This is a genomic window from Chryseobacterium sp. G0162, from assembly GCF_003815715.1.
In the GTDB taxonomy this organism is placed as follows: Bacteria; Bacteroidota; Bacteroidia; order Flavobacteriales; family Weeksellaceae; genus Chryseobacterium.
Window position 1 is genome coordinate 2,720,881 of the sequence record NZ_CP033922.1, and the last position, 24,746, is coordinate 2,745,626.

Here is a 24,746-nt window from a genome sequence, read left to right on the forward strand (position 1 = left end):
TTAACTTAAAAAAAATGGGAGCACCTCATAATATAAAAAGATATGGAGAAGTCTGGCCGGAATTCAGAATCCTGCTGGGCCTCAGAATTTTAGAAAAACTAAAAAATAAAGTCATCATATCAGGTGGTTGGGCATGGCACTTTATGTCTGTAACAGGACATACAGAATATAAACATGCTCATGACCACAAAGATATTGACGTTTTTGTAAAAAAAGAAAATGTCGCTGAAGTAGTGATGATTCTCCGGCAGGATGGATTTCAAAAAGTCTGGACACGGTACGACCACTTACCTAGCCAGGAAAACTTCAAGCGATATGAGAAAATTGTAGAATTAGAAAATGAAAAATTTCATAGAATCACGATCGATTTTTTTGAAAGAAATGATCTAGATACCATTCAAGCCAATGGATTTACGGTGGTGAAACCTGATCTTTTACTTTCATTCTACAGAAATATTCATTCCAGCGATAAATGCTGGGCAGTAATGGCTGCAAAAGAATTATTACAAAAGGGAATAGATCCTATTGGACATCCTTTATTAAGCAAAATGCCAACATAACAATGGAAAAATTAATACAGATCACTTCCGGAAGAGGACCTTTAGAATGCCAGTGGGTTGTTTCTAAAGTATTAAAAAGCTTTTTGGAAGAAGCAAAAGAAAACAATATAGATTACGAAATCATTCATCGCGAAAACGGAGATGTAAATATGACCATAAAATCTGCAACCGTTCTTCTAAAAGGGAAGCACGTTAAAGAATTTTTAAAAACATGGCTTGGAAGCATCTGTTGGGAAGGCAAAAGTACATTCAGAAAGCTGCATAAAAGAAGTAAATGGTTCATCGGTATATTCGAATTGGAAAATTTGGAACCGGTTAATTTCAATGAAAAAGATATCAGATTTCAGACAGCCAGAAGCCAGGGAAGTGGTGGACAAAATGTTAATAAAGTAAATACTGCCGTTCGTGCTACTCATATTCCCACCAATGAATCGGTATTTGTACAGGATACACGATCACAGTTGAATAATAAAAAACTTTCTATTATCAGATTAAAAGAAAAGGTAATGGGAGTTTATGTTCAACAGCTGGAACATAGAATGAAAGAAACCTGGAACCTTCATCTTCAGGTAGAACGAGGCAATCCGGTCCGTACATTTTCAGGAACAGATTTTAAAAATACATATGAGGATAAGTCCTATAAAAAACAAAGGAATATTCTTAAACAGAAATTAAAAAACTACAGCAATGACCTTAACTAAAAATAAATACTATTTTGAAGCCCTGGACTATTTCCCTTACAATATGTCCGAGTGTTTGGATGCTTTGAATTATGCTCTTTCCTATGAACCCGAAGATGCAGACAGCCTTTGTCTAATGGGAAGAGTATATTCAGAGGTCTTGAAAGATTATGAAACAGGAAAAAGATACTTTGAAGAAGCCATGCAGAGTAATATCGGAAATGTAAACACCCCTAAATATTATATTGAATGCCTTTTGAGTAATGAAGATTATGAGGAAGCAGAAAAGCTCATTGAATATGCTCTAAAGATGAAGGGAATAGACAAAGCAGAAATTTTGAACGCTAAATCTCTTTTACTGGAAAGAAAAGGAGAATATAAACTAGCTATGGAAAAGCTTAAAGAAGCAAAGAAATTTAGTTTTTGCAGAAGTTCACTTGAAATTTTAGAGGATAGAGAGAAGCTTCTTCAGAATAAAATGCCTAAAACGAGAATGAGGAAAACTAAGGAAAATGTTGTGTAAATTTAATTTTTGTTTATGAGATTTCTTTAAATATTTTGAATGTTTTAAATAATTGATAGATTTGTTATAAATAAACAATTTTATGAATAGAAAATTATTTTTACTCCCGATTTCGGTAGCGGTTTTTTTTGCCTTTGGTAAAATAAATGCACAAAACTCCACGAAGCTTATTCAGGATTACTATCAAAAAAGTGGAAAATTACTTCAAAAGAATGGTGCCAATGATAAGGTTGGGGTGATTATTCTAAACGAAGATAAGTCACAAAGCCTTGGAGCTCACATCGTGGATGTACAACAAACCTATGACGGACTAAGAGTGTATAATGCGTTAGGCAAAGTCATTGTTAAAGGAGATAAAATTATCTCTGAAAAAAATGACTTCAGCCGAAACGTTGTAGTGGCTCAACAAAATAAAGCCCAAGGAAGGCTCTCTGAAGATCTAATCAAACAAAAATTAGGACTTATTAAAATTTTGGAAATCGATTATTCATCTGATGTCTATTTCGAGAAAAATGGAGTATTTGTTCTTTCAAAGGAATTATTTGTATCAGACGCTCATTCTTCCGATGTATGGCATGTCATTGCAGATGCCAGCAGTGGAGAGATACTTAGTAAAGATAATATGACCCTGAGCTGTCAATTTGATCACAGTTCAGATTCCGGTGAAAAATCTGAAGAGATACAGGAATCTCAAAATATCGTAGATCAACCCACCTTTTTTAAAGGGACTATTCAGAATACAGCAGGTAATCTGCTTGTTCCTTCTAATGCTTCCTATAATATTTTCCCTCTTCCTCTAGAAGCTCCCACTTTTGGAAGCCGTGCTGTTGTAAATAATCCATGGGATTTGACGGCTTCTCCGGAAGGGTGGCATTCTGACGGCACCAATAGCTATACCAATACCCGGGGAAATAATGTCTATGCCTATTCTGATCAGGGTAATACCAATCTGCCAGGTTATTCACCTGACGGAGGCAGTGCCAGAAACTTCAATTTCCCATTTGCAGATGACAGATATGCAGATCCGTTTGTATACAGAGATGCAGCGGTTACCAATCTGTTTTATATGAATAATAAAATGCATGATGTATTTTATAAGTTCGGATTTACAGAAAGTGCTCGAAATTTTCAAACCAATAATTTTACTAATGGAGGAATAGGTGGTGATGCAGTACGAGCTGAAGCTTTTGACGGAAGCGGTCTCAATAATGCCAATTTCAGCTCAGGATATGAAAGAGTTGTTTCAGGGCAAAATCAGGTTTTAGCCCCAAGAATGCAAATGTATCTGTATGATAGAACTCAAACGGCAGATGATCCTATTGTAAGATATCAGTATAATTCTCCGGCTACCATTGTAAGCAGGCCTAAAGTGTTAACCGGAGGAGCTTCATTCGGACCTATCTTTGGCCCTGCAGTTACAGGAGATCTCGCTGTTTCCGTTCCTGCCGATGCATGTATAGCACCCGCTGCAGGAAGTCTTATCAATAAAATAGCCATTGTGACCAGTACAAGCTGCGAATATGGCCTTAAAGTTCTGAATGCACAAAATGCAGGTGCCATTGGAGTTATAGTATACAGACCTTCAAGTGATACTCCTGTAAGTATGGGAGCAGGAAATTCGGGGGGGCAAGTAACGATTCCATCTATCAATATTGGAAAAACGGAAGGCGAATTTATGATCGCTCAACTGAATAGTGGGACTACAGTCAATGCCACTTTGAACTTTGATTACAGCGGATTTAAACATTCAAGCTTCGATAACGGGATTATTGCTCATGAATACGGACACGGAATTTCAAACAGACTTACAGGACAAGGATATAGCTGTCTTTCTACGGCCAATACAACAGAGCAGATGGGAGAAGGATGGTCAGATTATTTTGCGCTCATGCTTACCACAAGACCAGGTGATACTTCTGCCCTTGCCAGAGGCGTAGGAACCTATCCAAAAGGACAGCCTATTACAGGAGTAGGGATCAGACCTGCCCAATATTCACCGGATTTCAATGTAAATGGTTATACCTATGCACAAACAAATACAGCAGCTATTCCACATGGGGTAGGATTTATCTGGGCCACTATGCTTTGGGATCTTACCTGGAACTATATTGAAAAGTATGGATACAACAGTGATGTTTTGGCAAGTACAACATCAGGAAATGCAAAAGCGCTGCAAATTGTGATAGATGGATTAAAACTTCAGCCTTGTAGCCCTACATTTATAGATGGAAGGGATGCTATTCTTAAGGCTGATCTTTTAGGAAATGGGGGCGGAGATAAATGCATGATTTGGAAAGCCTTTGCAAAAAGAGGATTAGGAGTTAACGCTTCCGCAGGAAGTAAAGTAGTGGCTAATGATCAGGTAGAGGATTTTACCGTACCTGCAGAATGTAACGTTTCATTGGCTACTGATGAAGTGAAAGCTTTAAACAATAAATTTATTGTTTTCCCTAATCCGACTTATGATGAGTTCTTCGTTGGAAATATTGACAAATCTTCCCAGGAAGTTAAGATTAAAATGTTCGATATGTCCGGAAAATTAGTGTTTTCAGACGCCAGGGAGTCTGGGTCGAAGAAAGCCATTTCTACAAAGGGATTGCAGAAAGGAGTTTATATGGTTCATATTCAGCAGGGAGATAAAACCCAGACAGAAAAGCTTATTGTAAGATAAGAGTTTCTTTTAATGATAATTAAAAAAATAAGCTTTCATTTGAAAGCTTATTTTTTATTTACAGAGATCAGATAGTCATAGACCATTTGATGTTGGTCATCATTAAGCTTAGCTTTAGGGGCCATTCTGCTTAAAGTGTTGATCCAGCCCTGATTGTCATGCTTGGTAGGCTCAGGCAGCTTATGACATTTTGCACAGGAATTTTCAAAAATGGTCTTTCCCTGGGCCAACTGTTCAGATGAGGTATACTTAGGACCTGTTACGGCCGTACTTTTAGGACCGCAGGATACCAGAAATGCCGATGCCGCAATACCGCTTAAGATTAATTTTTTCATACCTTTATTTTTTGTTTGGTGAATTACTTTTTCACAGAAACAATGTAATCATAAACCCATTTGTTCTGGTCATCCGTTAGTTTTGCTTTAGGAGCCATAGCATTCATAATTCCAACCCATTGTACAGAATTATGAGACGTAGGGTCCGGTAGCTTATGGCATTTTCCGCAAGAATTCTCAAAAATAGTTTTTCCCTGAGCCATCTCTTCAGCAGTAGAAGTTAAAGTCCCTGCTGTAGCAGCAGATGTTGAAGCTTTAGGGGTACAGGAAACTAATAGAATCGCAGTGAATGATGCCGCAGCAATGAGTTTTTTCATGTTTCTTATTTTGATAGATAACAAATGTAATAATTTCCGAAACCCGTTGATACACTGTAATGTAGTTTTAATTTAGAAGAAATAAAAATTGAAATAGTGTGAATAATACAATGTGAAAAAATCCATTCTCAAGCTTTTCTTCTTCCTTTGGCAATGAACTATTGACCGTTCACTTTTTAATTATTAATTTTGAATCAATGAAATTTTCTACAGAAGAACTTATTGAGGGAATACAATCAGGAAACAAACGTCTGATTGCAAAAGCTATTACTTTGGTTGAAAGTAAAAAAGCTGAGCATAGAGTACAGGCGGAAGACCTTCTGAAAAAAATTATGCCTTTAACAGGGAACTCCATAAGAGTAGGAGTAACTGGAGTCCCCGGTGCCGGGAAATCTACTTTTATTGAAAGTTTCGGTAGGTTGGCGATTGCCCAGGGCAAAAAAGTGGCAGTTCTTGCCATTGATCCCAGTTCTTCAATCAATAAAGGAAGTATTCTGGGTGATAAAACCCGTATGGAAGAATTAGCAAAAGAAGAAAATGCCTTCATACGGCCCTCTCCAAGCTCAGGATTTTTGGGCGGAGTTGCGAATACCACCTTTGAAACCATGATGATCTGTGAAGCTGCCGGTTATGATTATATTTTAATTGAAACCGTTGGAGTAGGGCAATCTGAGGTTTTGGTGGCTGATATTACTGATGTTTTTCTGTTTCTTAAAATCATTGGTGGTGGAGACGAACTACAGGGGATAAAACGAGGAATAATGGAAATGGTAGATGTTATTTTCATCAATAAAGTAGATCAGGATAATCTTCAAAAAGCAAAAAATACCAGACTTGAATTAAAAAGAGCCCTGGATTTTATTCCGCCAAAAGAAAAAGAATGGAAAATCCCGGTATTATTAGGTTCTGCCTTGCACAATGAAGGGCTGCTGGAGATATATGACAAAATCTCTGAGTTTATTAATTTGAAAAAAAAAGCTGGACGTTTTGATGAAATCCGTACCCAACAGGCAGAAAAGCGATTCGAATATTGGGTGCAAGAATATATCCTATCCCTGATGAAAAAGAGTAATGATGTAGAAGAAGCTTATCAAATGCATAAAAAAAATGCTTCAGAGATGGTTTCCAATCCAAGCACTGAAGCAAAATTATTTGTTGAAAAATTTTTATCGGGAGAAAACAGGGCTTAAAGTTTTTCTTTTTCCTGTTTAACTTCACTTTTAGCGACATACCCGTCATAAGTAATGGGCTGTCGGTCATTACTTTTCATTGAAACAAATGCTTTTCCGTTTTTAAAAATTTCAATATTAATCTCTTCAACTGTGCTCACATCCTTAGGTTTAATCTGAACAGTCCAGGTTCCTTTTTTATTTTGAGATTTATTGATGACAAAATCCTTTGAAGTAAATCTATAGCCGTTTTTATCATTATTACCGAAAGAAGGATTGAATAATCTTCCAAAATACGGCAGAACTACATCCACATTGCTTTTACTTACATCAATAGTATAATCTCCGGAATTCAGATTCAACATTCTGGTTGAAGTCGAATTGGGCATAGAGTTCATAACATTGATAACATCATAATTTGTAGGATTGGCTCTCTGTGCGTAGAAAGTAAATTCCTGAGAATTCACTAACGCATTTACTATTGTTGGATCTGATGAACCCTGTGATGCACAGCTTTGAAAACTGAATAGAAATCCAAAGATTATCAGAATAGAAATATACTTTTTCATAATCGATATAATTATTAAATTTAAACAGCAAAATGTATGCAAATATATTCCTTCTATAATATTTTGGAATAAAAATTGTTAAGGTTGAATTATTAACACTCAAACTATGAAAGTTACACATCTATTAGGAATGGGAGCATTCGCTCTGTTGGTCGCTGCCTGTACTACAAATCCGATTACAGGAAGATCATCTTTACAGCTGGCCAATAATTCAGAAATTTTAACAATGTCTGCACAGGAATACAAAACGACATTGTCTAAAGGTAAACTTATTACCGGAACAGCAGATGCAAAGAGAGTGGTAAATGTAGGAAACAGAATTAAAAACGCAGCAGAGAGATATTATCAGAGCATAGGAAGATCGGCAGATTTAGCCAATTACAGCTGGGAGTTTGCTCTTCTGCAAAGCAATGAATTAAATGCATGGTGTATGCCGGGAGGTAAAGTAGCTGTTTATACAGGAATTTTACCAGTTACAAAGGATGATAATGGACTAGCAGTAGTAATGGGACATGAAGTTTCCCATGCATTGGCAGGTCATGGAAATGAAAGAATTTCTCAGGCTATGATGGCTCAATATGGAGGAGCTATCCTTGGAGGAGCTATTTCAAATGCACAATGGGCAAGTGTTTTCCAGAAAGTATATCCTATTGGTTCACAGGTTGCATTATTAAAGTATGGTAGAGGCCAGGAGTCAGAAGCTGATGAAATGGGGCTTTACCTGATGTCTATGGCAGGATATGACCCAAGAGCAGCCATCCCTTTCTGGAACAGAATGGAAGCTGCATCTTCAGGAGCGAGACAACCAGAATTCTTATCTACTCACCCGAGCCCGGATACAAGAATTTCAGATATTAATAAAGACTTGCCGAAAGCTTTAGAGTATTATAAGGCTGCAGGAGGAAAATTATAATGTATTAGCTTATTAATCAAAAAGCGGACTGATTTTTTAAATGAGTTCGCTTTTTTATGAATAATATTTTTTCTTTTCACATGATTTGGAATAATTATGGTTGTATTTATTATTGAAAACACCATTTAAATACTATTCCTGTATAAAGACTTATTAAATTTTTAGTAAATTTGGTAGAGCTTTTATCACATAATTACTTAAACACAATATTATGAAGAGTTTATCAATTACCGGACTTATCCTACTAGCAGTTTCTGCTTTACTATTTTATCTTACTACTGATTTTGCTGTAGAACAGATCAGGATTTCTCATATTATGGGAATAATGGCTGGGATAGGAATCGGGCTTATCATTGGTGGAATGGTAGGATATTTAAGCAAAGGAAGTGCTATAAAGGCTGAACAGAAGAAAAAAGAATTCAAGCAGCTTCAGAAAGAAAAAGAAGAACTGGAAAAACAGGCAGCAGAAATTGCACAACGCCAGGCCGAACTTGAAAATCAAAATAAAAATCCTCAAATCTAAAATTTGAGGATTTAAAGTTGTTATTTTCGATTGTTGATTAAAATTTATATCCCAAACCAACCATAAACAGGTTAGGTCTGTTATCATATCTGATCTCCGAACCGGAAACTTTATTGATGAAGTTTCTCTCATCTTTGCTGAAAGCCCCTTCATATTTTGCATTTACAATAAGCTTTTTAATTTCAAGCTGTGCTCCGAACTGGTAGCCTACTGTAAAGTTATTTTTCGCATTTTCTTTAAAATCATTATAGGTATTGTCTTTGCTTAGGTTAAAGCTTCCTACCGGACCTACAAAAACGCCTAACATATTACCTAAAACGTTATATCCTAAAAGAACCGGAACGTCAATACGGTTGCTCTTCACATCAAAAGTTGTGTTTTCTGTAGTGAACTCATTTTTAAAATGAGTATAATACACTTCAGGCATCAAGAATAATGACGTAGGTAATCCTACTTTTAATGAAAGTCCTACGTTGAACCCTACATTGTTTTTTCCTGTTCCCTCAATGGCATCATTCACAGTTCCTTTAATGTTGGACCATGAAGGTGAACCTGTAGGAAATATTAAATTGGCTTTACCCGCCAGTGAGATCTGTGCAGAAGCCCACATTGAAAACCCGATTAACGCTATACTAAGTACCTTTTTCATTATCGTCTAATTTTGTATTCTCAATTGTTTTGTTATTCTCAAGTAAATATTCTCTCAGCTCTTTAAATAGTTCTGAAGAATAAACGAAGTCAATCAGATTTTTATTGCCTGCTGTAATCAGGATATCTTTATTCCCTTCCCATTCCTTGATACCAAGTCTTAGGTATACAATTTTCTCGCCAATCGTCATTACAGAATTCATATCGTGAGTATTGATGATGGTTGTAGTATTGTATTCCTTGGTGATTTCATAAAGAAGATCATCAATAACCTTAGAGGTATATGGATCCAGCCCTGAGTTAGGTTCATCGCAGAATAAATACTTCGGATTGTTTACAATTGCTCTTGCAATGGCAACCCTTTTTTGCATTCCACCGGAAATTTCAGAAGGATATTTCCTTCCTGCTTTATCAAGATGTACCCTTCCTATTACTTCGAAAACTCTCTTCTTTTTTTCTCTAAAAGTAAGGTTGGTAAACATATCCAATGGAAACATAATATTCTCCTCTACTGTTAAAGAGTCAAATAAGGCACTTCCCTGAAATACGGTTCCAATTTCTGAACGAAGGTGTTGCTTTTCTTCTCTCGTCATGGTATTGACATCCCGGCCGTCAAACAAAATTTCTCCGGATGATGGCATATAGACATTCAGTAAACTTTTAAGAAAAACGGTTTTTCCCGAGCCACTCTGTCCGATGATAAGGTTTACTTTTCCTTTATCAAATGAAGTCGAAATTCCCTTAAGTACTTCAACATCTCCAAAACTTTTCTTAAGATCTTTTACCTCAATCATCAGCTTAATATTAATTGGGTTAAAATTAATTCGGAAATGATAATGAAGACCATTGTCCATACCACTGCCTGGGTACTTGCTCTACCTACTTCCAAAGATCCTCCTTTCACAAAATATCCGAAATAAGAAGGAACCGTTGCAATAATGAATGCAAAAACTATGGTTTTGGTAAATGCATAATAGATAAATAGATTAGGCATATACATTTGGATCCCTACAATATAATCGTTTTCGGTCCAGTTTCCTGTTAAAATCCCGGCAATATAGCCTCCGCCAATACCAAATACGATACTGATAGCGATAAGAAGAGGATTAAAAATCATACAGGCAATGATCTTTGGAAAGATCAAAAAATTGGGTGAATTGACTCCCATGATATCTAAGGCATCAATCTGTTCAGAAACCCTCATTGTTCCAATACTGGAAGCAATGTATGATCCTACTTTACCTGCTAAAATCAAACTGATAATGGTAGGAGCAAATTCTAAAACAAGTACTGCTTTTGTTGCATATCCTACAAATGAAGGAGGAATAGGAAATGATGAAGCATCAAAGTTATTAAACATTTGAATCGCTACTACTGCCCCCACGAAGATCGAGGTAAAGACTACGAGACCGAAAGAATTAACTCCCAAATCATTAATTTCCCTCATGAGCAGCTTCCAAAAAACCCTCATTTTCTGGGGTTTTTGCAGGGATTTTCCTAAAAGGATCATATATTCCCCTACTGCTGTGAAAAACTTTTTTAACATACTGCTAAATTAGACTTTTTTATTGAATTAGGCTAAGGTTGAAGAGAAGACAGAAGCCCGGAAAATGTTAAAATTATCCTAACCTTAGCTATAGCTTTATTTTGCGTTTTTGTCCCCACCAATAACCAGTAAAATGGTTTTTAATATGATAACCAGATCCAGCACAAAACTCCAGTTCCTTACATAGAATGCGTCTGCGAGAACTCTTTTTTTCATTTCTACCTCCACATCTCCAAAGTCACCACGCAATCCGCTTACCTGTGCAAGACCTGTAATTCCTGGACTTACCATGCTTCTTAGGCTATATCTTCCGATTTTTGGTTTGTAGTAATTATCAACAGCCAACATGTGAGGACGTGGACCTACTACAGACATTTCGCCTTTCAGTACATTGATAAACTGCGGAAGTTCATCAAGGCTGGTCTTTCTTAAAAATTTACCTACCTTGGTGATTCTGGTGTCGTTTTCTCTGGTTGTACTCGTTGTAGATTCATCATTGACTACCATGGTTCTGAATTTTATACAGCTGAACACCTCCTCATGAAAACCATATCTTTTCTGAAAGAAGAAAACAGGTCCTTTGGAACTTACCCTGATTAAAATTGCGATGATCGGAAATAACCATGTACAAACGAAAGCCAGAACAAATATGGAAAAGAAAATATCAAATGTTCTTTTCATCAGGAAGTTGGAATAATAATCTAATGGATATCTTGCCTGATTAAGAACGGGTTGAGTTTGAATATAAGCCAGATCATAGAGGAAAAAATCACTTTGGGTAATACTGGGGATCAATGAAATATGAACCTTGTTTTCCTCTGCAAGTTTGAATATGTCAGACTCAACACTTTCACCGTAAGAATTTTCTGTAGATAAAAACAATGTATGGATACCGTTTTTTTTCCAGAAGCTCACCAATTCGGCGGTGCTGGCATCTGCGTTTTCATGTTCAAATATTCGGTATCCGTAATCTTTACGTTCTTTAAAAATGTTTTTTAGGATCTCCGTAGAATCTCCATCTCCTAAAAACATGATATTTCGATAGTTAACCCCTAAAGACCGTAAGTACTTAATAGAAAAATAGATGAGTGATTTTGCTAAAAAGATAAATATAAACAGATAAAATGATAACCAGTAAATATCAGAGTTGAAGAATACATTATTACTGACCTTCCCAATAAGCAAAACACCAAGTATAAAGGATATGAAATGAATCAGAAGCCTTTCCAGAAAGAGAGTATACGTAAGGTTCCTCGGAATATTGTATATTTTTGTCCTACCGCTGAGAAGCACCCAGAACAAAAACAGCAAAACCAGAGAAAAAGCGTTCTGGTACCAGGTTTCCTTATGATACTTCAGGTTTTCGTTTCTGCTTATAAAAAAGAATATGAAAATAGATGCAATAACCATGAGGTCAAGCAAAATAATGATCGATTTCAGGTATCTAGAGTATCGAATTCTCTGCATCTATCGGTATTATAACAGGAAGGGCCAGCTAATGTACGTATTTTTACGGTATATTCAGATATTTGTGGGTCTGAACAGAAGCCTGCCATTCCGGGTGTTCCAGAATAAAATCTGTAATTTTAGGATACATATCATCTCTTTTACTCCATTCACTTTGGAGGTAAAGCTTACAGCTTTCAGAAACTTTGGCAGCCTGTTCCTGTGCAAATGCAAAATCATGATTGTTGAAAACAATAACTTTAAGCTCATGAGCCTTTTGATAGATCTCATCTTTAGGCAATCCTGTTTTCTTTGGAGAAAGAGTAATCCAGTCCAGATGCCCGCTCATAGGATATGCTCCTGAAGTTTCAATGTGAATAGTACATCCAAGTTCTTTTAATTTGGAGGTAAGAACTTCCAAATTCCAAGTAAGAGGTTCTCCTCCTGTAAGAACGACAGTTTTACAATGTTTAGCCGCTGTTTCTGCAATTTCCTCAGCATTCATCAAAGGATGGAGCTCCGGGTCCCAGCTTTCTTTCACATCACACCAGTGGCAGCCTACATCGCAGCCTCCCAGCCTGATAAAATAAGCCGCTTTTCCAGTATGTGCTCCTTCTCCTTGTAAAGTGTAAAAATGCTCCATTACAGGGAGCATTTTACCTTCTTTTAATAAAATATCTTGTTCTTTATTCATTTTAAAATTAGTCGTTATAGACCGAAGTTTTATAAGCAATAATGGTGTTTTTCATCAACATTGCTCTTGTCATTGGGCCTACTCCTCCAGGAACCGGAGTAATCCAGCTTGCCTTTGCTGCACAGCTGTCAAAATCTACATCACCGGCAAGGTAATATCCTTTTGGAGAGTCATCGTCTACTCTTGTAATACCCACGTCAACGATTACAGCACCTTCTTTAATCATTTCTCCTTTTAAGAAATGAGGATCTCCCAAGGCTGTAATAACGATGTCTGCCTTTTTAGTATATTCTTCAATGTCTTTTGTGTAGGAGTGGGTAAGGGTAACCGTTGAGTTTCCAGGGAAATCTTTTCTTCCCATTAAGATACTCATTGGTCTTCCTACAATTTTACTTCTACCAATGATTACACAGTCTTTTCCTTTGGTTTCAATATTATATCTTTCCAATAATGTTAAGATTCCGAAAGGAGTTGCCGGTAAGAAAGTATCCATTTCAAGAGCCATTTTTCCGAAGTTTTCAGGGTGGAATCCATCCACATCTTTTCTTGGATCAATAGCGTTGATGATTTTCTCCTGGTCCACCTGATCCGGTAAAGGGAGCTGAACAATAAAACCATCCACTGCTTTAGATTTATTCAGCTCGTCAATGGTCTCCAATAGTTCAGATTCTGAAACTGTGCTTGGGAATTTGATTAAGCTGGATTGAAATCCTACCTCTTCACAATCTTTTACCTTAGCGTTTACATAAGCCTTGCTTGCTCCGTTGTTTCCTACAAGAATAGCAACCAAATGAGGTGCTCTTCTTTTATTTGCCAGGATTTTTTCAACTTCAACTTTGATCTCAGCTTTGATTTCTTTGGAAACCTTAAGTCCGTCAAGAATTTCTGCCATTTTTACTTTTTACTTTTATTTAGATTTATTTTTACTTTACTTTTTTACTTAAATTCTTTATAATAGTTAATCAACCCGTTGGTAGAACTATCATGTGAAGTTATCGTCTCGTTGTTTTCAAGCTCCGGTAAGATTTTGTTAGCGAGTACTTTACCTAATTCAACTCCGAACTGATCGAAGCTGAAAATATTCCATATAACCCCTTGAACGAAGATTTTGTGTTCATACATAGCAATTAACTGTCCTAATGTGAAAGGCGTTAATTCTTTGAATAATATAGAGTTAGTAGGTGTGTTTCCGTGGAAAACTTTATAGTTTAATAATCGGTCAATCTCTTCATCGGATTTTCCTGCATTTCTAAGTTCTTCTTCTACTTCTTCTTCTGTTTTCCCGAAAGCAAGTGCTTCAGTCTGGGCAAAGAAGTTCGCTAATAATTTATCCTGATGGTCAGAAACTTTATTAGAGCTTTTAGTATAAGCAATAAAGTCTGCAGGAATCAATTCTGTACCTTGGTGAATCAATTGGTAAAATGCATGTTGTCCATTGGTTCCAGGTTCTCCCCAAATGATTGGTCCTGTTTCGTATTCTACGAATTCACCGTTTCTGTCTACACATTTTCCGTTGCTTTCCATATCTCCCTGTTGAAGATAAGCAGCAAATCTGTCAAGGTATTGTGAATAGGGAAGGATTGCATAGGTGGTTGCTGCGTAGAAATTACGATACCAGATTCCTAAAAGCCCCATGAGTACAGGAACGTTTTCAGAGAAGTCTTCAGTCTGGAAGTGCTGGTCTGTATCGAAAGCTCCTTTTAAAAGCTGTTCAAAGTTTTCATAACCTACAGCCAGTACAATGCTTAATCCGATAGCACTCCAAAGCGAGTATCTTCCGCCTACCCAATCCCAGAATTCGAAAATGTTTTCTTCAGCAATTCCGAACTGCTTAACCGCTTCAATATTAGTGGATAAAGCTACAAAATGCTTTGCTACATCTTCCTGATTACCTGCTTTAAGGAACCAGTCTTTTGCTGAATTGGCATTTGTCATTGTTTCCTGCGTAGTAAACGTTTTAGAAGCAATGATGAATAGAGTCGTTTCCGGATTTAGGTTTTTAACAACCTCTGCAATATGATTTCCGTCCACATTGGAAACAAAGTGAACGTCTAGTCTTGTTTTAAAATGCTTTAAAGCTGAACAAACCATCACAGGTCCCAAATCTGAACCTCCGATTCCGATGTTTACCACATCTGTAATTTGCTTTCCACTGAATCCTTTGTGTTCTCCTGAAATGATTTTTTCAGAAAAATCTTTCATATGGTTCAATACTCTTTTGATCTCTGGCTTAATATTTTCGCCGTCTACAAGAATTTCACGGTCAGAGAAATCTCTCAAAGCAGTATGGAGAACTGCTCTTCCCTCTGTTTCATTGATTTTATCACCAGAGAACATTTTAGAAATAGCATCTTTTAACTGACATTCTTCTGCCAACTGTAATAAAAGTTCTTTTGTTCTTGAATCAATTAAGTTTTTAGAATAATCAAAAAGGTAATTATCTTTTTGCAGGGAGAATTCTTCGAAACGATTCGGGTTGTACTGGAAAAGACTTCTTAGCTCAAGGTCGTTAGATGCAAAATGTTCATCAAGGGCTTTCCAGCTGTTGGTTTGTATAGGGTTTATTTTTGATAGCATGTTGTTGGGAATTTATAGTTCAGAAAAATAATATCGCGGATCAAAATCTTTAGAGATCTATAACGATTTATTTCTGATGTGCAAATTTAAGGAAAAATAAAACCTCAAATAAATTTGAGGATGATAAATAACGATTTTTTAAAAAACAAAACCCCAGAAATGACCTGAGGTTTACTTTTTATGGGTATAAAAATGTTTTTTGAGACATTATTCGTCTATTTCATTCAAAATATTTTCCAATTGCTTAGCGTGGGCACCATAGAAATATTTTGTCCATAAAACAATGCTTACCAGTAGAGAAAGTGTTCCAATTAAAACGGCAATTATTAAATAGATTTGAGTATGGGTTGCGAGTTCAGTCAGATCTTTCCCTTTTTTTTCCAAAGTGTTATAGATAAATAATCCAATAGTAATAAGGAAATGAGGTAATAATAAAAAGCCGAATGACTGATATCTTTCCATGTTTAATCGTAGTTCATGATAGATTTTCCAAAGGCTGTTCTTGGTATTTCCCGTATAAAGCTCCGTTTGTTTGTAGAATTTATAAAATCCAAACAGATAATAAGATGATATTACAACCATCATTGTATAAGATATATAATAAATAATGTATTGAGAAGAGGGAAATTTAAACTGAAGAGGAAAGAATCCGATAAGAATGATGGCTAAAATCTGTGCCGGAAATTCTTTTTTCATGCTTTTCTGGATTTTTTCTATAGGATGTTTACTCTCCTTTAATTGTTCTATAGCGTCTGGAATATGAACGTTGCTGTCTTCATTATTCCACTGTTCTTTTAATTGATCAAGATTCATAACCTGTTTTTTTTATGATTTGCTGTATTTTTTCTTTGGTTCTGTTAAGTTTTACACGGGCATTGCCTTCACTGAGCCCGAGGTTGCTTCCAATTTCTTTATGTGACATCCCCTCCATGAAATAAAAGATAACTGCCTTCTCTAATGCATTCAGTTCTTGGACGGCACGGTAAAAAATTTCGAGCTGCCTGTCCTTTGTGGGGTTGTAGTCCTCCTGTTGTACCTCAAAATGATGAGACGGATCCGTATGATTTTTTGTCCTCTGTTTTTCTTTTTTTAAATAGGTAATGGCAGTATTGATGGCAACGCGATACATCCATGTAGAAAATTTACTGTTTCCCTTAAAGTTTTGATAAGATTTCCATAGCTGGATAAGAATTTCCTGCTGAAGATCTTCCCGGTCTTCTATGGAATCTGCATAGATCCGGGAAGCTTTATATAATATGCCTTTGTGCTGATTGACAAGCTTTAGAAAGGCTGTTCCGGTTGGGGTACTCACAATAGTTTCATGGTTGGGTTATTGTTATAAGTTTGATACAGGCTTTACGGTGTATCCTTTTGCTTTAAGAAGGTTGATGAGCCCATTATTTCCCCATAAATGACCACTTCCAACGGCAAAGAAAGAGCTTTGTTTTTTCATTATTTCAGGCATTTTTTCTACCCATTTTGTATTTCGGTCAGTCAGCATGAATTTCTCCTGTTTTTTATTCATGAATTTTGGATCTTTAATAAGCTGATCCAGGCTTTTTAAATTTTCATTTTTGAATGCCTATGTCATTTTTTGTGAAGCAATAGTATACTCTTTACTCAATTTCAGTTGAGAAATCACTTCTTTCAGATTGTAGGATTGACCAATTGAATAAATCTGATCATCAACCTTTTCCAGCCCATTCACACTTTTTTTGTTTTTCAAAGCTGTTTTCAGAAGCTCAATTTCATACATTTTCACTTCATTAGGAGGACAAGGAATTGCTTTTGTTGCAATAAGAGCATAAAGAGCTTGAGGGGTTTGGTGGTCAATGTTTTTCAGGTTGGTTCCATAGTCAGCAAGTATTTTATCCAGTTCTTTTGCCTCTTCAGGAGTTAATTGTTCAGAAATTTTTTTATCTGCGGCCATCATTTTTTGCATTGCGACTATTTCATTCTGATCGGTGTAATTAATTTCCATTACAAAATTTTCAGCCTGATTAAGAGCATTCCATGTTTTTGGTTTTATCTCAAAATCTTTGCTGCATAAGATATGAAATGTTCCGGCAATATAAGAGGGTTTAGAAAGTCCGTTCCCGGATACTTCCCATAACAGGCTGTTTTCATTTTCTGTATTATTATTCTGTGCCGTTGCCGTCATGAAATTCATTGATAATAATGCTGCGAATCCAAGTTTTATTAAATTTTTCATAGTATTTGTTTTTTTTGATTTTCTGTTCTTTTAAACAGTAGGTAAGAGGTATATTACAATCGTTACAGTTTTTTTTTCAAAAAAATAAAAACCTCCTGAAAACAGGAGGCTGTAAAATCTAAAATTATGATGATAACCTATAGGTTAGGAGTTCTGTTCTGAGGATTTAGGCAGCTCAGATCTTTTGATTTTTCTTTTTCTTAGGAAATAAATAATTCCACCTGCGATGAGAACGAGAGGCCAGATGTTGATGAGTCCTACGATAATTCTCTGGATCAGATAGAATCCATAGATGAAGCCGTCTTTTGCATCATGAATAAAGTTGTATTTGTATTTGTTGTCAATACTGTCCGTATTGGTAACGGCAATTTCTGCGATGCGTAATTTCGGTTCTTTGATGTAAATATCAACGGTGCTGTATTTCAGGTTGTCAGCCATACTCATGGTATTTAGTTTTTGAAGATTTCCTTCAGACATATTATTGTCATCCACGATTACCTTGTCCTTATTGTTTTTTATTTTATCAATATTTTCAGAAGTCTTCTGGTTTCTTTTCGCTTCCAGTTCAGAATATTTAATATGGGCAGTAACATCTTCCGCATTGATGGATCTTGAGTTCAGAAATAACTTGTTGGTGTTGATAAAGGTCAGTAGCTCGCCCAGCTTTTCAGTAGGCACTCTTACCTGCATTGAATTTTCGGTTTTGTATTTTTTTATCAGCATTGCTTCAGTATCAGAAGTGTTATAAGTGTCTTCATAAACAACATTACTTTGTAGATTGCTTTTGGTGACAAATCCTCCAAGGTCCTGTACTGATTTTTCAATGGCAATGGTTGCATTATATACATCTTTCACTTCCATGTTGACATCTGCTGTTTTGATGAACTTTTTATCCTTCACTTCCATACTGGCAGCAGATGAAACACTGTCTGTTGTAACAGCTGCAGAATCTGTTGCAGCTTCATAGCTTTTAAGTTCGTTGCTAGTAGCTTCTCCTTTTTTACATGAATAAATTCCTAATAAAAGAACTGCGGATAATGATAATTTGATGTAAGTCGTTTTCATAGCGTAAGATTTTTGAGGTTTTGCTTGAGTCAAAGTTCAGCAAGGATCCTTTGTAATGCTTGAAAATTGAAAGTAAAAAACTTGTAAAGAGAATTTTCTATTTTAATTAATTATATATCAATGGTTTGTAAAATAGAGTCTAGGTTGGTGGTTTGCTTTCGGAGTAATTTTTGCTTATCTTTTTACAAACCAAAATCACAATATATCATTATGTCAAATACCTTTTCTAAAATCAGAAATGCAATAGGATTATTCACATCCATAGATTTTGAACAACTAAGTGCTATTTCTCAAAAAGTAGATTTGCCGAAACTAATGCATAATTTTTCAAAGCTGGATGATAAACAACTTGCCGGGCTTATGAAAATGCTTGATCCCGATAAGAAAAAGAAAGAACTTCCTCCCATTGATGGCGATTTTTACGATATCTACCATACTTTAACTCCTGAACAGCGGGAAATTCAACTGAAAGTAAGAGCTTTTATGGAAAAAGAAGTTAAGCCTTTGGTCAATCATTACTGGCTTAGGGATGAATTTCCTTTTGAGTTAATTCCGAAATTTCAAAAACTGGATATCTGTGGAGTAACTTATGAAGGATATGGATGTCCTGGAATGCCTTTTCTGATGGAAGGTGTTATTGCGATGGAAATGGCAAGAATTGATGCTTCTATTGCTACATTTTTTGGAGTACAGTCCGGGTTGGCAATGGGTTCTATTTATATATGTGGTTCAGAAGAGCAAAAACAGAAATGGCTCCCACAGATGCAGAAGTTTGAAAAAATAGGAGCCTTTGGATTGACTGAACCGGAAGTGGGTTCCGGAGCTGCAGGGGGACTTACAGTGACTTGTAAGAAAACAGCTGAAGGATGGGTTTTAAATGGTCAGAAAAAATGGATCGGAAATGCAACTTTTGCAGATCTTATTATTATTTGGGCAAGAGATCTGGATAGTGGAGAAGTAAAAGGATTTATTGTTGAAAAAGATAATCCGGGATATTCTGTAGAAAAGATCAAAGGGAAAATGGCTTTGAGGATTGTCCAAAACGGATTAATTACTCTTAAAGATTGCGTAGTTACAGAAGAAAATCGCTTGCAGAATGCCAATTCATTTAAAGATACCGGAAAAGTTCTGAGAATGACAAGAGCAGGGGTTGCCTGGATGGCAACAGGATGTGCAAGAGGAGCTTATGAAAGTGCTTTAGCATATACCAGAACCAGAGAACAGTTTGGAAAACCTATTGCCTCATTTCAGATGATTCAGGGACATTTGGTAGAAATGTTATCCAATCTTACGGCCATGCAGACTATGGTTTTCAGATTGTCTGAAATGCAGGATGAAGGGATTCTAAAAGATGAACATGCTTCATTAGCAAAGGTTTTCTGTACATTAAGAACAAGGGATATTGTTTCCAGAGCGAGAGAAGTGATGGGTGGAAATGGTATTCTCCTGGAATATGATGTGGCCCGTTTTGTAGCAGATGCCGAGGCTATTTATTCCTATGAAGGAACAAAAGAAATTAACTCACTCATTGTAGGGCGATCTATTACAGGATTCAGTGCTTTTATATAAAAAAATAGCAGATGATAGTTGATGTCATCTGCTAAATATGGGTTTCTAATTGCTATCCAACCAGATTTTTATATTTCTCTCTATTATCAATCAATATCCAGATATTGATCAGAAACAAGATACCGGAAATACAAATTCCAGTGGTTGAAGGATCTCTGTAAGCATTATGGATTAAAATTCCTGTCAAAACAGGCAGGATTATAATGGCACCTAATGCTCTTGTCTTTGGAAAAATAAATAATAGACCGCCTATTACTTCTACAGTGCCTACCAATGGTAGTAACCAGCCAATTTCTCCGAATGCAGCATAAATTTTCATTTGTGCTTCTGTGAGGGGAGGGGTTGGATTGTAATGAAAGAATTTGTCTAAACCTGCATTAATAAACATAATGCCAAATAAGATACAGATGATAAGTTTAATGAGTTTCATAATAAATATTTTATATCAAATGTAAAATAAAAATACAATTTTATTGTGATTTTGCAATTTAAAAATAACATTGTTTGTGTTAACGGTAGGTTAATGTGATATTCTGTATCATTTTATTATTTATATTTGAGTACAAACTAAACTCATAAAAATTATGTTGAAAAACCTTAAAAAATTAAACCGTACAGATTTAAGAGAAATTCAGGGGGGAGCTGGCATTGGAAAATGTGACATAGGTCCTATTGGTTGTCCGTGTAAAATACCTCCGGGAGATCCGTGTTTAGGAGGTGGTCCTGGTGGAGGTGGCTCTACAACTCCTAATTTAGGATATTGCCCGGATAATCAATCCTATATTCCTTGTGAAGAATCTTGTCCAAATGGAATGAGACCGCTTTGTGCTCTTCCATAATACAATAAATAAAGACTGCTGTGAAAAGCAGTCTTTATTGTTTAAAGTTTAATATGTTCATTTATGCTGTAAATATCAATTTAGTGGTCATTGCTAATGAATGTTTTATTGCTCATTATTAATTACTTATCGGCAATGATGTTAGTCCATTTCCTTCAGAGTAATATTCTTTGAAATCTTGTAGCTTTTCTTCTTTTTGTTTGGTTTTTCCTCTTCTCCTAGTAGTTTTCCCCAAGGCTTTAAATCTTCAACCTTTTCGCAGATGATCTTGATAATAGCAATCGCAGGAATACAAAGAAACATCCCGGCAATTCCCCAAAGATGCTCACCCAGAAGGATTCCTATGAAAGAAAATAAAGCATTGATCTTCACTCGGGAACCCACAACAAATGGAAGTACAATATTTCCATCTACAGCATGAATACCAATATATCCGATAGCAACATAAATACATGTTGAAGGACTGGCTGTAGCAAAGGCAATAAAGCAGGATATAATGAGTGAGATAAAAATACCTAAATAAGGAATTACGTTTAATAAACCTGTTAAAACAGCTAAAAGGATAGCGTATTTTACCCCTAAAACAGTGAGTACTATAGAGGTAAGAATGGATACAATAATCACCTGAAGACACAGTCCGAAGATGTATTTCTTGGTCATGACACGAATTTCATTCACCGCTGCCTGAACACTTGATTTATGTCTTTCATTAAAAACCGTTACAATAAAGTTGTTCAACAGTCTTCTGTAATTTAAAATAAAGATAAAAAACAGGGTGAAAAATATGATAAAACCAAATCCTGTTGAGAAAATACCAAAAGTAAATCCTAAAATGGCACCGGAAGAAGATAAAAGCTTATTCAATCCCTGATTGATGTAATCTACCTGCTCGTCTACTTTTACATTGAATGTTTTGGAAACCCAATGTTGAGCATTATTAAAAACGGTAGTCAGCTGCTCTCTTAAATGAGGCAAATCTTTGCTAAAATCTGATAATTGATTGGTGAAAAAATAAATAAGCCCCGCTAAAATAATCAACATAATGAATACGGAAGTCATTGTTGACATAGATCTTGGAAATCTTAGTTTCTTTTCCATGAAAGTGGCTGCCGGCAAAAACAGCATGGCCATCAGGAATGCAAAGAAAAATGGAGCTAAAATGGTTTGCCCCAAAGCTAAAAGATACCCGATCCCAATGATCGAAATAACGACAAGGGTAAGCTTGACAAGGAAAGGAAGTCTAAGAAAGTTCATAATCTAAAATCTGCAGTGTGGAATAAAAATAAGAAAAACCCGTCGATTTGAAGAATTTTTTATTCAAACAGTGTGGATTTTTCTTTCTGCACATCAAATTCCATTCCTAAATCCTTACTATTTAAACAGAAACACGCTCTGGAATTCAGAACGTGTTTCTTATTGAGAAGTTAATATGTAAATAAATTGTTTTTATTTTTCAATAGCAATATCAATGACTTCTTCCATTCTATTGACATAATGCACTTTCAGATTTTTTAAATAATCTTTTTTGATTTCTTCCACATCTTTTCTGTTAGCCTCACAAAGAATAACATCTTTTACTCCGGCTCTGGTTGCCGCAAGAAGCTTTTCCTTGATTCCGCCTACAGGAAGTACTTTTCCTCTTAAAGTAATTTCTCCCGTCATGGCAAGGTGAGGTTTGATCTTTTTGTTTTTAAAAGAAGAAACCATTGAAGTCAGCATGGCAATACCAGCCGAAGGACCATCTTTAGGAGTTGCTCCTTCAGGGACATGAACGTGGATGTTTTTCTTATCCAGGTCTTCCTGGGCAATTCCAAGCTCATCATGTTTAGCCTTAATGTATTCTAGGGCAATAGTAGCAGATTCCTTCATTACGGTTCCCAGATTTCCGGTCATCGTTAAAGCTCCTTTACCGTTGCTTAGAATACTTTCAATATACAGAATATCTCCACCTACGCTTGTCCAGGCAAGACCTGTTACAACACCGGGAACTCCTGTGATTTCAGATAAACTTTTCGGTCTTGGAACGCCAAGGATTTCATCTACTTTTTCCAGCGAAATTTTTGGGTCATACTCTTTTACCAAAGCAGTCTGTAATGCTACCCATCTTGCCACAGAAGCAATTCTTTTCTCTAAGGTTCTTACGCCGCTTTCAGAGGTATGAGCCTCAATAATATGCTTAAGTTCAGCATTTCCAAGTTTGAATGATTTGGTGTCCAGTCCATTCTCTTCCTGCTGTTTTTTGATTAAGTGTCTTTTTGCAATCTCAATCTTTTCTTCCAATGTATATCCGGCAATCTGAATGATCTCCGTTCTGTCCAAAAGTGGAGTCTGAATCGTTGAAAGGGAGTTTGCTGTTGCAATAAACATTACTTTCGACAGGTCGTATCCCATTTCAAGGAAGTTGTCGTAGAAAGATTTATTTTGTTCAGGGTCAAGGACTTCTAGTAGTGCAGAACTTGGGTCTCCGTGAAGTCCCTGAGCAATTTTATCAATCTCATCCAAAACAATTACAGGATTAGAAGTTCCTGCCTTTTTGATAGACTGAAGAATTCTTCCGGCCATCGCACCAATATAGGTTTTTCTGTGTCCACGGATTTCACTTTCATCATGAAGTCCACCTAAAGATAATCTTATATATTTTCTGCCTAAAGAATCTGCAATAGATTTACCTAAGGATGTTTTACCTACTCCCGGAGGCCCTACTAATAGTAGAATAGGAGACTTCATGTTGTTCTTTAGTTTTAAAACAGCCATGTGCTCCAAAATTCTTTTCTTAATATCTTCAAGTCCGAAATGTGCTTTATCTAACACCTTTTCAGCCCTTGCAATATCAAAAGTATCTTTGGTATAGGTTTCCCATGGAAGATCTGTGAAGAAATCAAGGTAATTTCTCTGTACATTATAGTCCGGAGAATTAGGGTTTTGTCTTTGTAATCGGCCAATTTCTTTCTGGAAATGATCTTCAACTTCCTGGCTCCATTTCTTTGTTTTAGCTTTAGCAATAAGGTCTGCAACATCACTTTCAGGTCCACCACCCAATTCTTCCTGGATGGTTCTGATCTGCTGGTTCAGGAAATACTCTCTTTGCTGTTTATCAAGATCTTTTGAAGTTTTCTGGTGAATTTGATTTCTCAATTCCAGCTTTCTGAAATCTTCATGCATCATCTCGTAGCATTTATTGGCCCTTTCCATCATGCTTTTTTCCTCAAGCAGCCTTTGCTTTTCCAGAGATGGGAAGCTGGCGTTGGTACAGATGAAATTCAGCAGATCATCATTATTATTGATATTTTTGATGGCGAAATTAGCTGCATTAGGAATATTAGGGTCCAGCTCAATGATTTTTAAAGCAAGCTCTTTGATATTTTCTAATAACGCTTCATATTCCTCCTGATTTTTAGGTTTATTATCCTTTAATTTTGTGATTTCAGCTTTAAAATAAGGTTGAATGTCAACAATTTTCTTGATTTTAAACCTATGGAAGCCTTTGGTAATAGCCGTAATATTACCTTCAGGAAGTTTAATGATCTTGATGATCTTTGCTAATGTACCGGTGGTATAAATATCCTTTTCGGTAGGTTGTTCAAGATCAGAATTCTTCTGGCTTACAATTCCGATGAAATCTCCGTTTTTCTGCGCTTCCTCAAGGAGTTGTATAGAGGTTTTTCTTCCTGCAGTAATAGGAATTACTACATTCGGGAACATTACCATATTTCTTACGGGAAGTATTGGGAATATTTTCTGTTCGGAATTTTTTTCAGTCTCACCAAAGTCGGAAAGATTGATTTCTTCAGTGACGATATCAAAACCGTCGCTGATCATTTCTTCTAAACTTATATCTTCAAATTCTGTCATAATGGATCGAATGACAAATTGTCATTTTCGTTTTTAAT

Annotated in this window: 25 protein-coding genes and 1 pseudogene; 9 read left to right on the forward strand and 17 right to left on the reverse strand. The window is 36.1% G+C overall.

The features are described from left to right. The first annotated feature begins 14 nt into the window (after window positions 1–14). From EG344_RS12440 to EG344_RS12455, 4 genes are all read left to right on the forward strand, one after another. Complete coding sequence (locus EG344_RS12440) at window positions 15–560, forward strand: hypothetical protein (protein ID WP_123909698.1); 546 nt, start codon at window positions 15–17, stop codon at window positions 558–560. A 2-nt stretch (window positions 561–562) separates the two neighbouring features. After that, window positions 563–1,261, forward strand: a complete 699-nt coding sequence (prfH, locus tag EG344_RS12445) for a peptide chain release factor H (protein WP_123909699.1) — start codon at window positions 563–565, stop codon at window positions 1,259–1,261. Continuing rightward, a complete protein-coding gene (locus EG344_RS12450; RefSeq protein WP_123909700.1) occupies window positions 1,248–1,763 on the forward strand; it encodes a tetratricopeptide repeat protein in 516 nt (171 codons plus the stop codon). The genes prfH and EG344_RS12450 overlap by 14 nt, the downstream gene beginning before the upstream one ends. Window positions 1,764–1,845: 82 nt before the next feature. Continuing rightward, window positions 1,846–4,434: a T9SS-dependent M36 family metallopeptidase gene (locus tag EG344_RS12455; RefSeq protein WP_123909701.1), complete on the forward strand. Its 2,589-nt coding sequence runs from the start codon at window positions 1,846–1,848 to the stop codon at window positions 4,432–4,434. Between the two features lie 47 nt (window positions 4,435–4,481). Here the strand turns inward: EG344_RS12455 and EG344_RS12460 are convergent, their stop codons facing one another. Then, window positions 4,482–4,769 carry a c-type cytochrome gene (locus EG344_RS12460; protein ID WP_106918105.1) on the reverse strand — a complete coding sequence of 96 codons (288 nt, stop codon included), beginning with the start codon at window positions 4,767–4,769 and terminating at the stop codon, window positions 4,482–4,484. A 23-nt stretch (window positions 4,770–4,792) separates the two neighbouring features. After that, a complete protein-coding gene (locus EG344_RS12465) occupies window positions 4,793–5,086 on the reverse strand; it encodes a c-type cytochrome (protein WP_123909702.1) in 294 nt (97 codons plus the stop codon). A 197-nt stretch (window positions 5,087–5,283) separates the two neighbouring features. Here EG344_RS12465 and meaB point away from each other — a divergent pair, with 197 nt between their 5' ends. Then, the gene (gene meaB, locus EG344_RS12470) at window positions 5,284–6,276 is read left to right on the forward strand and encodes a methylmalonyl Co-A mutase-associated GTPase MeaB (RefSeq protein WP_123909703.1); all 993 of its coding nucleotides are present in this window, start codon (window positions 5,284–5,286) and stop codon (window positions 6,274–6,276) included. On the opposite strand, the gene EG344_RS12475 is transcribed toward meaB, so the two are convergent. Next, window positions 6,273–6,824, reverse strand: coding sequence for a DUF4251 domain-containing protein (locus tag EG344_RS12475; protein ID WP_123909704.1), 552 nt, complete (start codon window positions 6,822–6,824; stop codon window positions 6,273–6,275). The genes meaB and EG344_RS12475 overlap by 4 nt on opposite strands. Window positions 6,825–6,930: 106 nt before the next feature. Here EG344_RS12475 and EG344_RS12480 point away from each other — a divergent pair, with 106 nt between their 5' ends. Together EG344_RS12480 and EG344_RS12485 are read left to right on the forward strand one after the other, a co-directional pair. Continuing rightward, window positions 6,931–7,737 (forward strand): M48 family metallopeptidase, encoded by an 807-nt coding sequence (locus tag EG344_RS12480; protein ID WP_068939094.1) that lies wholly within the window; start codon window positions 6,931–6,933, stop codon window positions 7,735–7,737. Between the two features lie 211 nt (window positions 7,738–7,948). Then, window positions 7,949–8,260, forward strand: coding sequence for a hypothetical protein (locus tag EG344_RS12485; protein ID WP_123858212.1), 312 nt, complete (start codon window positions 7,949–7,951; stop codon window positions 8,258–8,260). 37 nt (window positions 8,261–8,297) lie between these two features. Here the strand turns inward: EG344_RS12485 and EG344_RS12490 are convergent, their stop codons facing one another. From EG344_RS12490 to EG344_RS12545, 11 genes and pseudogenes are all read right to left on the reverse strand, one after another. Then, window positions 8,298–8,909 (reverse strand): outer membrane beta-barrel protein, encoded by a 612-nt coding sequence (locus tag EG344_RS12490; protein WP_123909705.1) that lies wholly within the window; start codon window positions 8,907–8,909, stop codon window positions 8,298–8,300. Further along, window positions 8,893–9,702 (reverse strand): ABC transporter ATP-binding protein, encoded by an 810-nt coding sequence (locus tag EG344_RS12495; RefSeq protein WP_123909706.1) that lies wholly within the window; start codon window positions 9,700–9,702, stop codon window positions 8,893–8,895. The genes EG344_RS12490 and EG344_RS12495 overlap by 17 nt, the downstream gene beginning before the upstream one ends. Next, window positions 9,702–10,454 (reverse strand): MlaE family ABC transporter permease, encoded by a 753-nt coding sequence (locus EG344_RS12500; RefSeq protein WP_047097199.1) that lies wholly within the window; start codon window positions 10,452–10,454, stop codon window positions 9,702–9,704. The genes EG344_RS12495 and EG344_RS12500 overlap by 1 nt, the downstream gene beginning before the upstream one ends. A 96-nt stretch (window positions 10,455–10,550) precedes the next feature. Then, window positions 10,551–11,921, reverse strand: coding sequence for an exopolysaccharide biosynthesis polyprenyl glycosylphosphotransferase (locus EG344_RS12505; protein ID WP_123909707.1), 1,371 nt, complete (start codon window positions 11,919–11,921; stop codon window positions 10,551–10,553). A 43-nt stretch (window positions 11,922–11,964) separates the two neighbouring features. Beyond that, window positions 11,965–12,594, reverse strand: a complete 630-nt coding sequence (locus EG344_RS12510) for a 7-carboxy-7-deazaguanine synthase QueE (RefSeq protein ID WP_123909708.1) — start codon at window positions 12,592–12,594, stop codon at window positions 11,965–11,967. A gap of 7 nt (window positions 12,595–12,601) precedes the next feature. Then, window positions 12,602–13,486: a bifunctional 5,10-methylenetetrahydrofolate dehydrogenase/5,10-methenyltetrahydrofolate cyclohydrolase gene (locus EG344_RS12515; RefSeq protein WP_123858206.1), complete on the reverse strand. Its 885-nt coding sequence runs from the start codon at window positions 13,484–13,486 to the stop codon at window positions 12,602–12,604. Between the two features lie 44 nt (window positions 13,487–13,530). Then, a complete protein-coding gene (gene pgi, locus EG344_RS12520) occupies window positions 13,531–15,171 on the reverse strand; it encodes a glucose-6-phosphate isomerase (protein ID WP_123909709.1) in 1,641 nt (546 codons plus the stop codon). 207 nt (window positions 15,172–15,378) lie between these two features. Continuing rightward, a complete protein-coding gene (locus tag EG344_RS12525) occupies window positions 15,379–15,984 on the reverse strand; it encodes a hypothetical protein (protein ID WP_123909710.1) in 606 nt (201 codons plus the stop codon). Next, window positions 15,974–16,408, reverse strand: coding sequence for an RNA polymerase sigma factor (locus tag EG344_RS12530; RefSeq protein ID WP_410494002.1), 435 nt, complete (start codon window positions 16,406–16,408; stop codon window positions 15,974–15,976). The genes EG344_RS12525 and EG344_RS12530 overlap by 11 nt, the downstream gene beginning before the upstream one ends. A 99-nt stretch (window positions 16,409–16,507) precedes the next feature. Further along, window positions 16,508–17,383 (reverse strand): annotated as a pseudogene (locus EG344_RS12540) (TraB/GumN family protein). A 144-nt stretch (window positions 17,384–17,527) separates the two neighbouring features. Continuing rightward, a complete protein-coding gene (locus EG344_RS12545) occupies window positions 17,528–18,448 on the reverse strand; it encodes a DUF4349 domain-containing protein (protein WP_123909714.1) in 921 nt (306 codons plus the stop codon). Window positions 18,449–18,658: 210 nt separating this feature from the next. On the opposite strand from EG344_RS12545, the gene EG344_RS12550 reads away from it, so the two are divergent. Next, window positions 18,659–20,017, forward strand: coding sequence for an acyl-CoA dehydrogenase family protein (locus EG344_RS12550; RefSeq protein WP_123909715.1), 1,359 nt, complete (start codon window positions 18,659–18,661; stop codon window positions 20,015–20,017). 52 nt (window positions 20,018–20,069) lie between these two features. Here the strand turns inward: EG344_RS12550 and EG344_RS12555 are convergent, their stop codons facing one another. Continuing rightward, window positions 20,070–20,447, reverse strand: coding sequence for a MauE/DoxX family redox-associated membrane protein (locus EG344_RS12555; protein ID WP_123909716.1), 378 nt, complete (start codon window positions 20,445–20,447; stop codon window positions 20,070–20,072). Between the two features lie 154 nt (window positions 20,448–20,601). Here EG344_RS12555 and EG344_RS12560 point away from each other — a divergent pair, with 154 nt between their 5' ends. Further along, on the forward strand, window positions 20,602–20,856 hold the full coding sequence (locus EG344_RS12560; protein ID WP_123909717.1) for a bacteriocin-like protein: 255 nt from the start codon (window positions 20,602–20,604) through the stop codon (window positions 20,854–20,856). 141 nt (window positions 20,857–20,997) lie between these two features. Here the strand turns inward: EG344_RS12560 and EG344_RS12565 are convergent, their stop codons facing one another. Beyond that, the gene (locus EG344_RS12565; protein WP_123909718.1) at window positions 20,998–22,110 is read right to left on the reverse strand and encodes an AI-2E family transporter; all 1,113 of its coding nucleotides are present in this window, start codon (window positions 22,108–22,110) and stop codon (window positions 20,998–21,000) included. A gap of 192 nt (window positions 22,111–22,302) precedes the next feature. After that, complete coding sequence (gene lon, locus EG344_RS12570) at window positions 22,303–24,708, reverse strand: endopeptidase La (protein WP_123909719.1); 2,406 nt, start codon at window positions 24,706–24,708, stop codon at window positions 22,303–22,305. Window positions 24,709–24,746: the final 38 nt, after the last annotated feature.

Bases quoted from the DNA above. Each gene is read 5' to 3' on its own strand.
- EG344_RS12510 (WP_123909708.1), bottom strand. From the start codon at position 12,594: ATGAATAAAGAACAAGATATTTTATTAAAAGAAGGTAAAATGCTCCCT.
- EG344_RS12455 (WP_123909701.1), top strand. From the start codon at position 1,846: ATGAATAGAAAATTATTTTTACTCCCGATTTCGGTAGCGGTTTTTTTT.
- EG344_RS12515 (WP_123858206.1), bottom strand. From the start codon at position 13,486: ATGGCAGAAATTCTTGACGGACTTAAGGTTTCCAAAGAAATCAAAGCT.
- prfH (WP_123909699.1), top strand. From the start codon at position 563: ATGGAAAAATTAATACAGATCACTTCCGGAAGAGGACCTTTAGAATGC.
- EG344_RS12490 (WP_123909705.1), bottom strand. From the start codon at position 8,909: ATGAAAAAGGTACTTAGTATAGCGTTAATCGGGTTTTCAATGTGGGCT.
- EG344_RS12460 (WP_106918105.1), bottom strand. From the start codon at position 4,769: ATGAAAAAATTAATCTTAAGCGGTATTGCGGCATCGGCATTTCTGGTA.
- EG344_RS12545 (WP_123909714.1), bottom strand. From the start codon at position 18,448: ATGAAAACGACTTACATCAAATTATCATTATCCGCAGTTCTTTTATTA.
- EG344_RS12495 (WP_123909706.1), bottom strand. From the start codon at position 9,702: ATGATTGAGGTAAAAGATCTTAAGAAAAGTTTTGGAGATGTTGAAGTA.
- pgi (WP_123909709.1), bottom strand. From the start codon at position 15,171: ATGCTATCAAAAATAAACCCTATACAAACCAACAGCTGGAAAGCCCTT.
- meaB (WP_123909703.1), top strand. From the start codon at position 5,284: ATGAAATTTTCTACAGAAGAACTTATTGAGGGAATACAATCAGGAAAC.
- EG344_RS12450 (WP_123909700.1), top strand. From the start codon at position 1,248: ATGACCTTAACTAAAAATAAATACTATTTTGAAGCCCTGGACTATTTC.
- EG344_RS12500 (WP_047097199.1), bottom strand. From the start codon at position 10,454: ATGTTAAAAAAGTTTTTCACAGCAGTAGGGGAATATATGATCCTTTTA.
- lon (WP_123909719.1), bottom strand. From the start codon at position 24,708: ATGACAGAATTTGAAGATATAAGTTTAGAAGAAATGATCAGCGACGGT.
- EG344_RS12565 (WP_123909718.1), bottom strand. From the start codon at position 22,110: ATGAACTTTCTTAGACTTCCTTTCCTTGTCAAGCTTACCCTTGTCGTT.
- EG344_RS12550 (WP_123909715.1), top strand. From the start codon at position 18,659: ATGTCAAATACCTTTTCTAAAATCAGAAATGCAATAGGATTATTCACA.
- EG344_RS12480 (WP_068939094.1), top strand. From the start codon at position 6,931: ATGAAAGTTACACATCTATTAGGAATGGGAGCATTCGCTCTGTTGGTC.
- EG344_RS12475 (WP_123909704.1), bottom strand. From the start codon at position 6,824: ATGAAAAAGTATATTTCTATTCTGATAATCTTTGGATTTCTATTCAGT.
- EG344_RS12560 (WP_123909717.1), top strand. From the start codon at position 20,602: ATGTTGAAAAACCTTAAAAAATTAAACCGTACAGATTTAAGAGAAATT.
- EG344_RS12485 (WP_123858212.1), top strand. From the start codon at position 7,949: ATGAAGAGTTTATCAATTACCGGACTTATCCTACTAGCAGTTTCTGCT.
- EG344_RS12465 (WP_123909702.1), bottom strand. From the start codon at position 5,086: ATGAAAAAACTCATTGCTGCGGCATCATTCACTGCGATTCTATTAGTT.
- EG344_RS12505 (WP_123909707.1), bottom strand. From the start codon at position 11,921: ATGCAGAGAATTCGATACTCTAGATACCTGAAATCGATCATTATTTTG.
- EG344_RS12525 (WP_123909710.1), bottom strand. From the start codon at position 15,984: ATGAATCTTGATCAATTAAAAGAACAGTGGAATAATGAAGACAGCAAC.
- EG344_RS12555 (WP_123909716.1), bottom strand. From the start codon at position 20,447: ATGAAACTCATTAAACTTATCATCTGTATCTTATTTGGCATTATGTTT.
- EG344_RS12440 (WP_123909698.1), top strand. From the start codon at position 15: ATGGGAGCACCTCATAATATAAAAAGATATGGAGAAGTCTGGCCGGAA.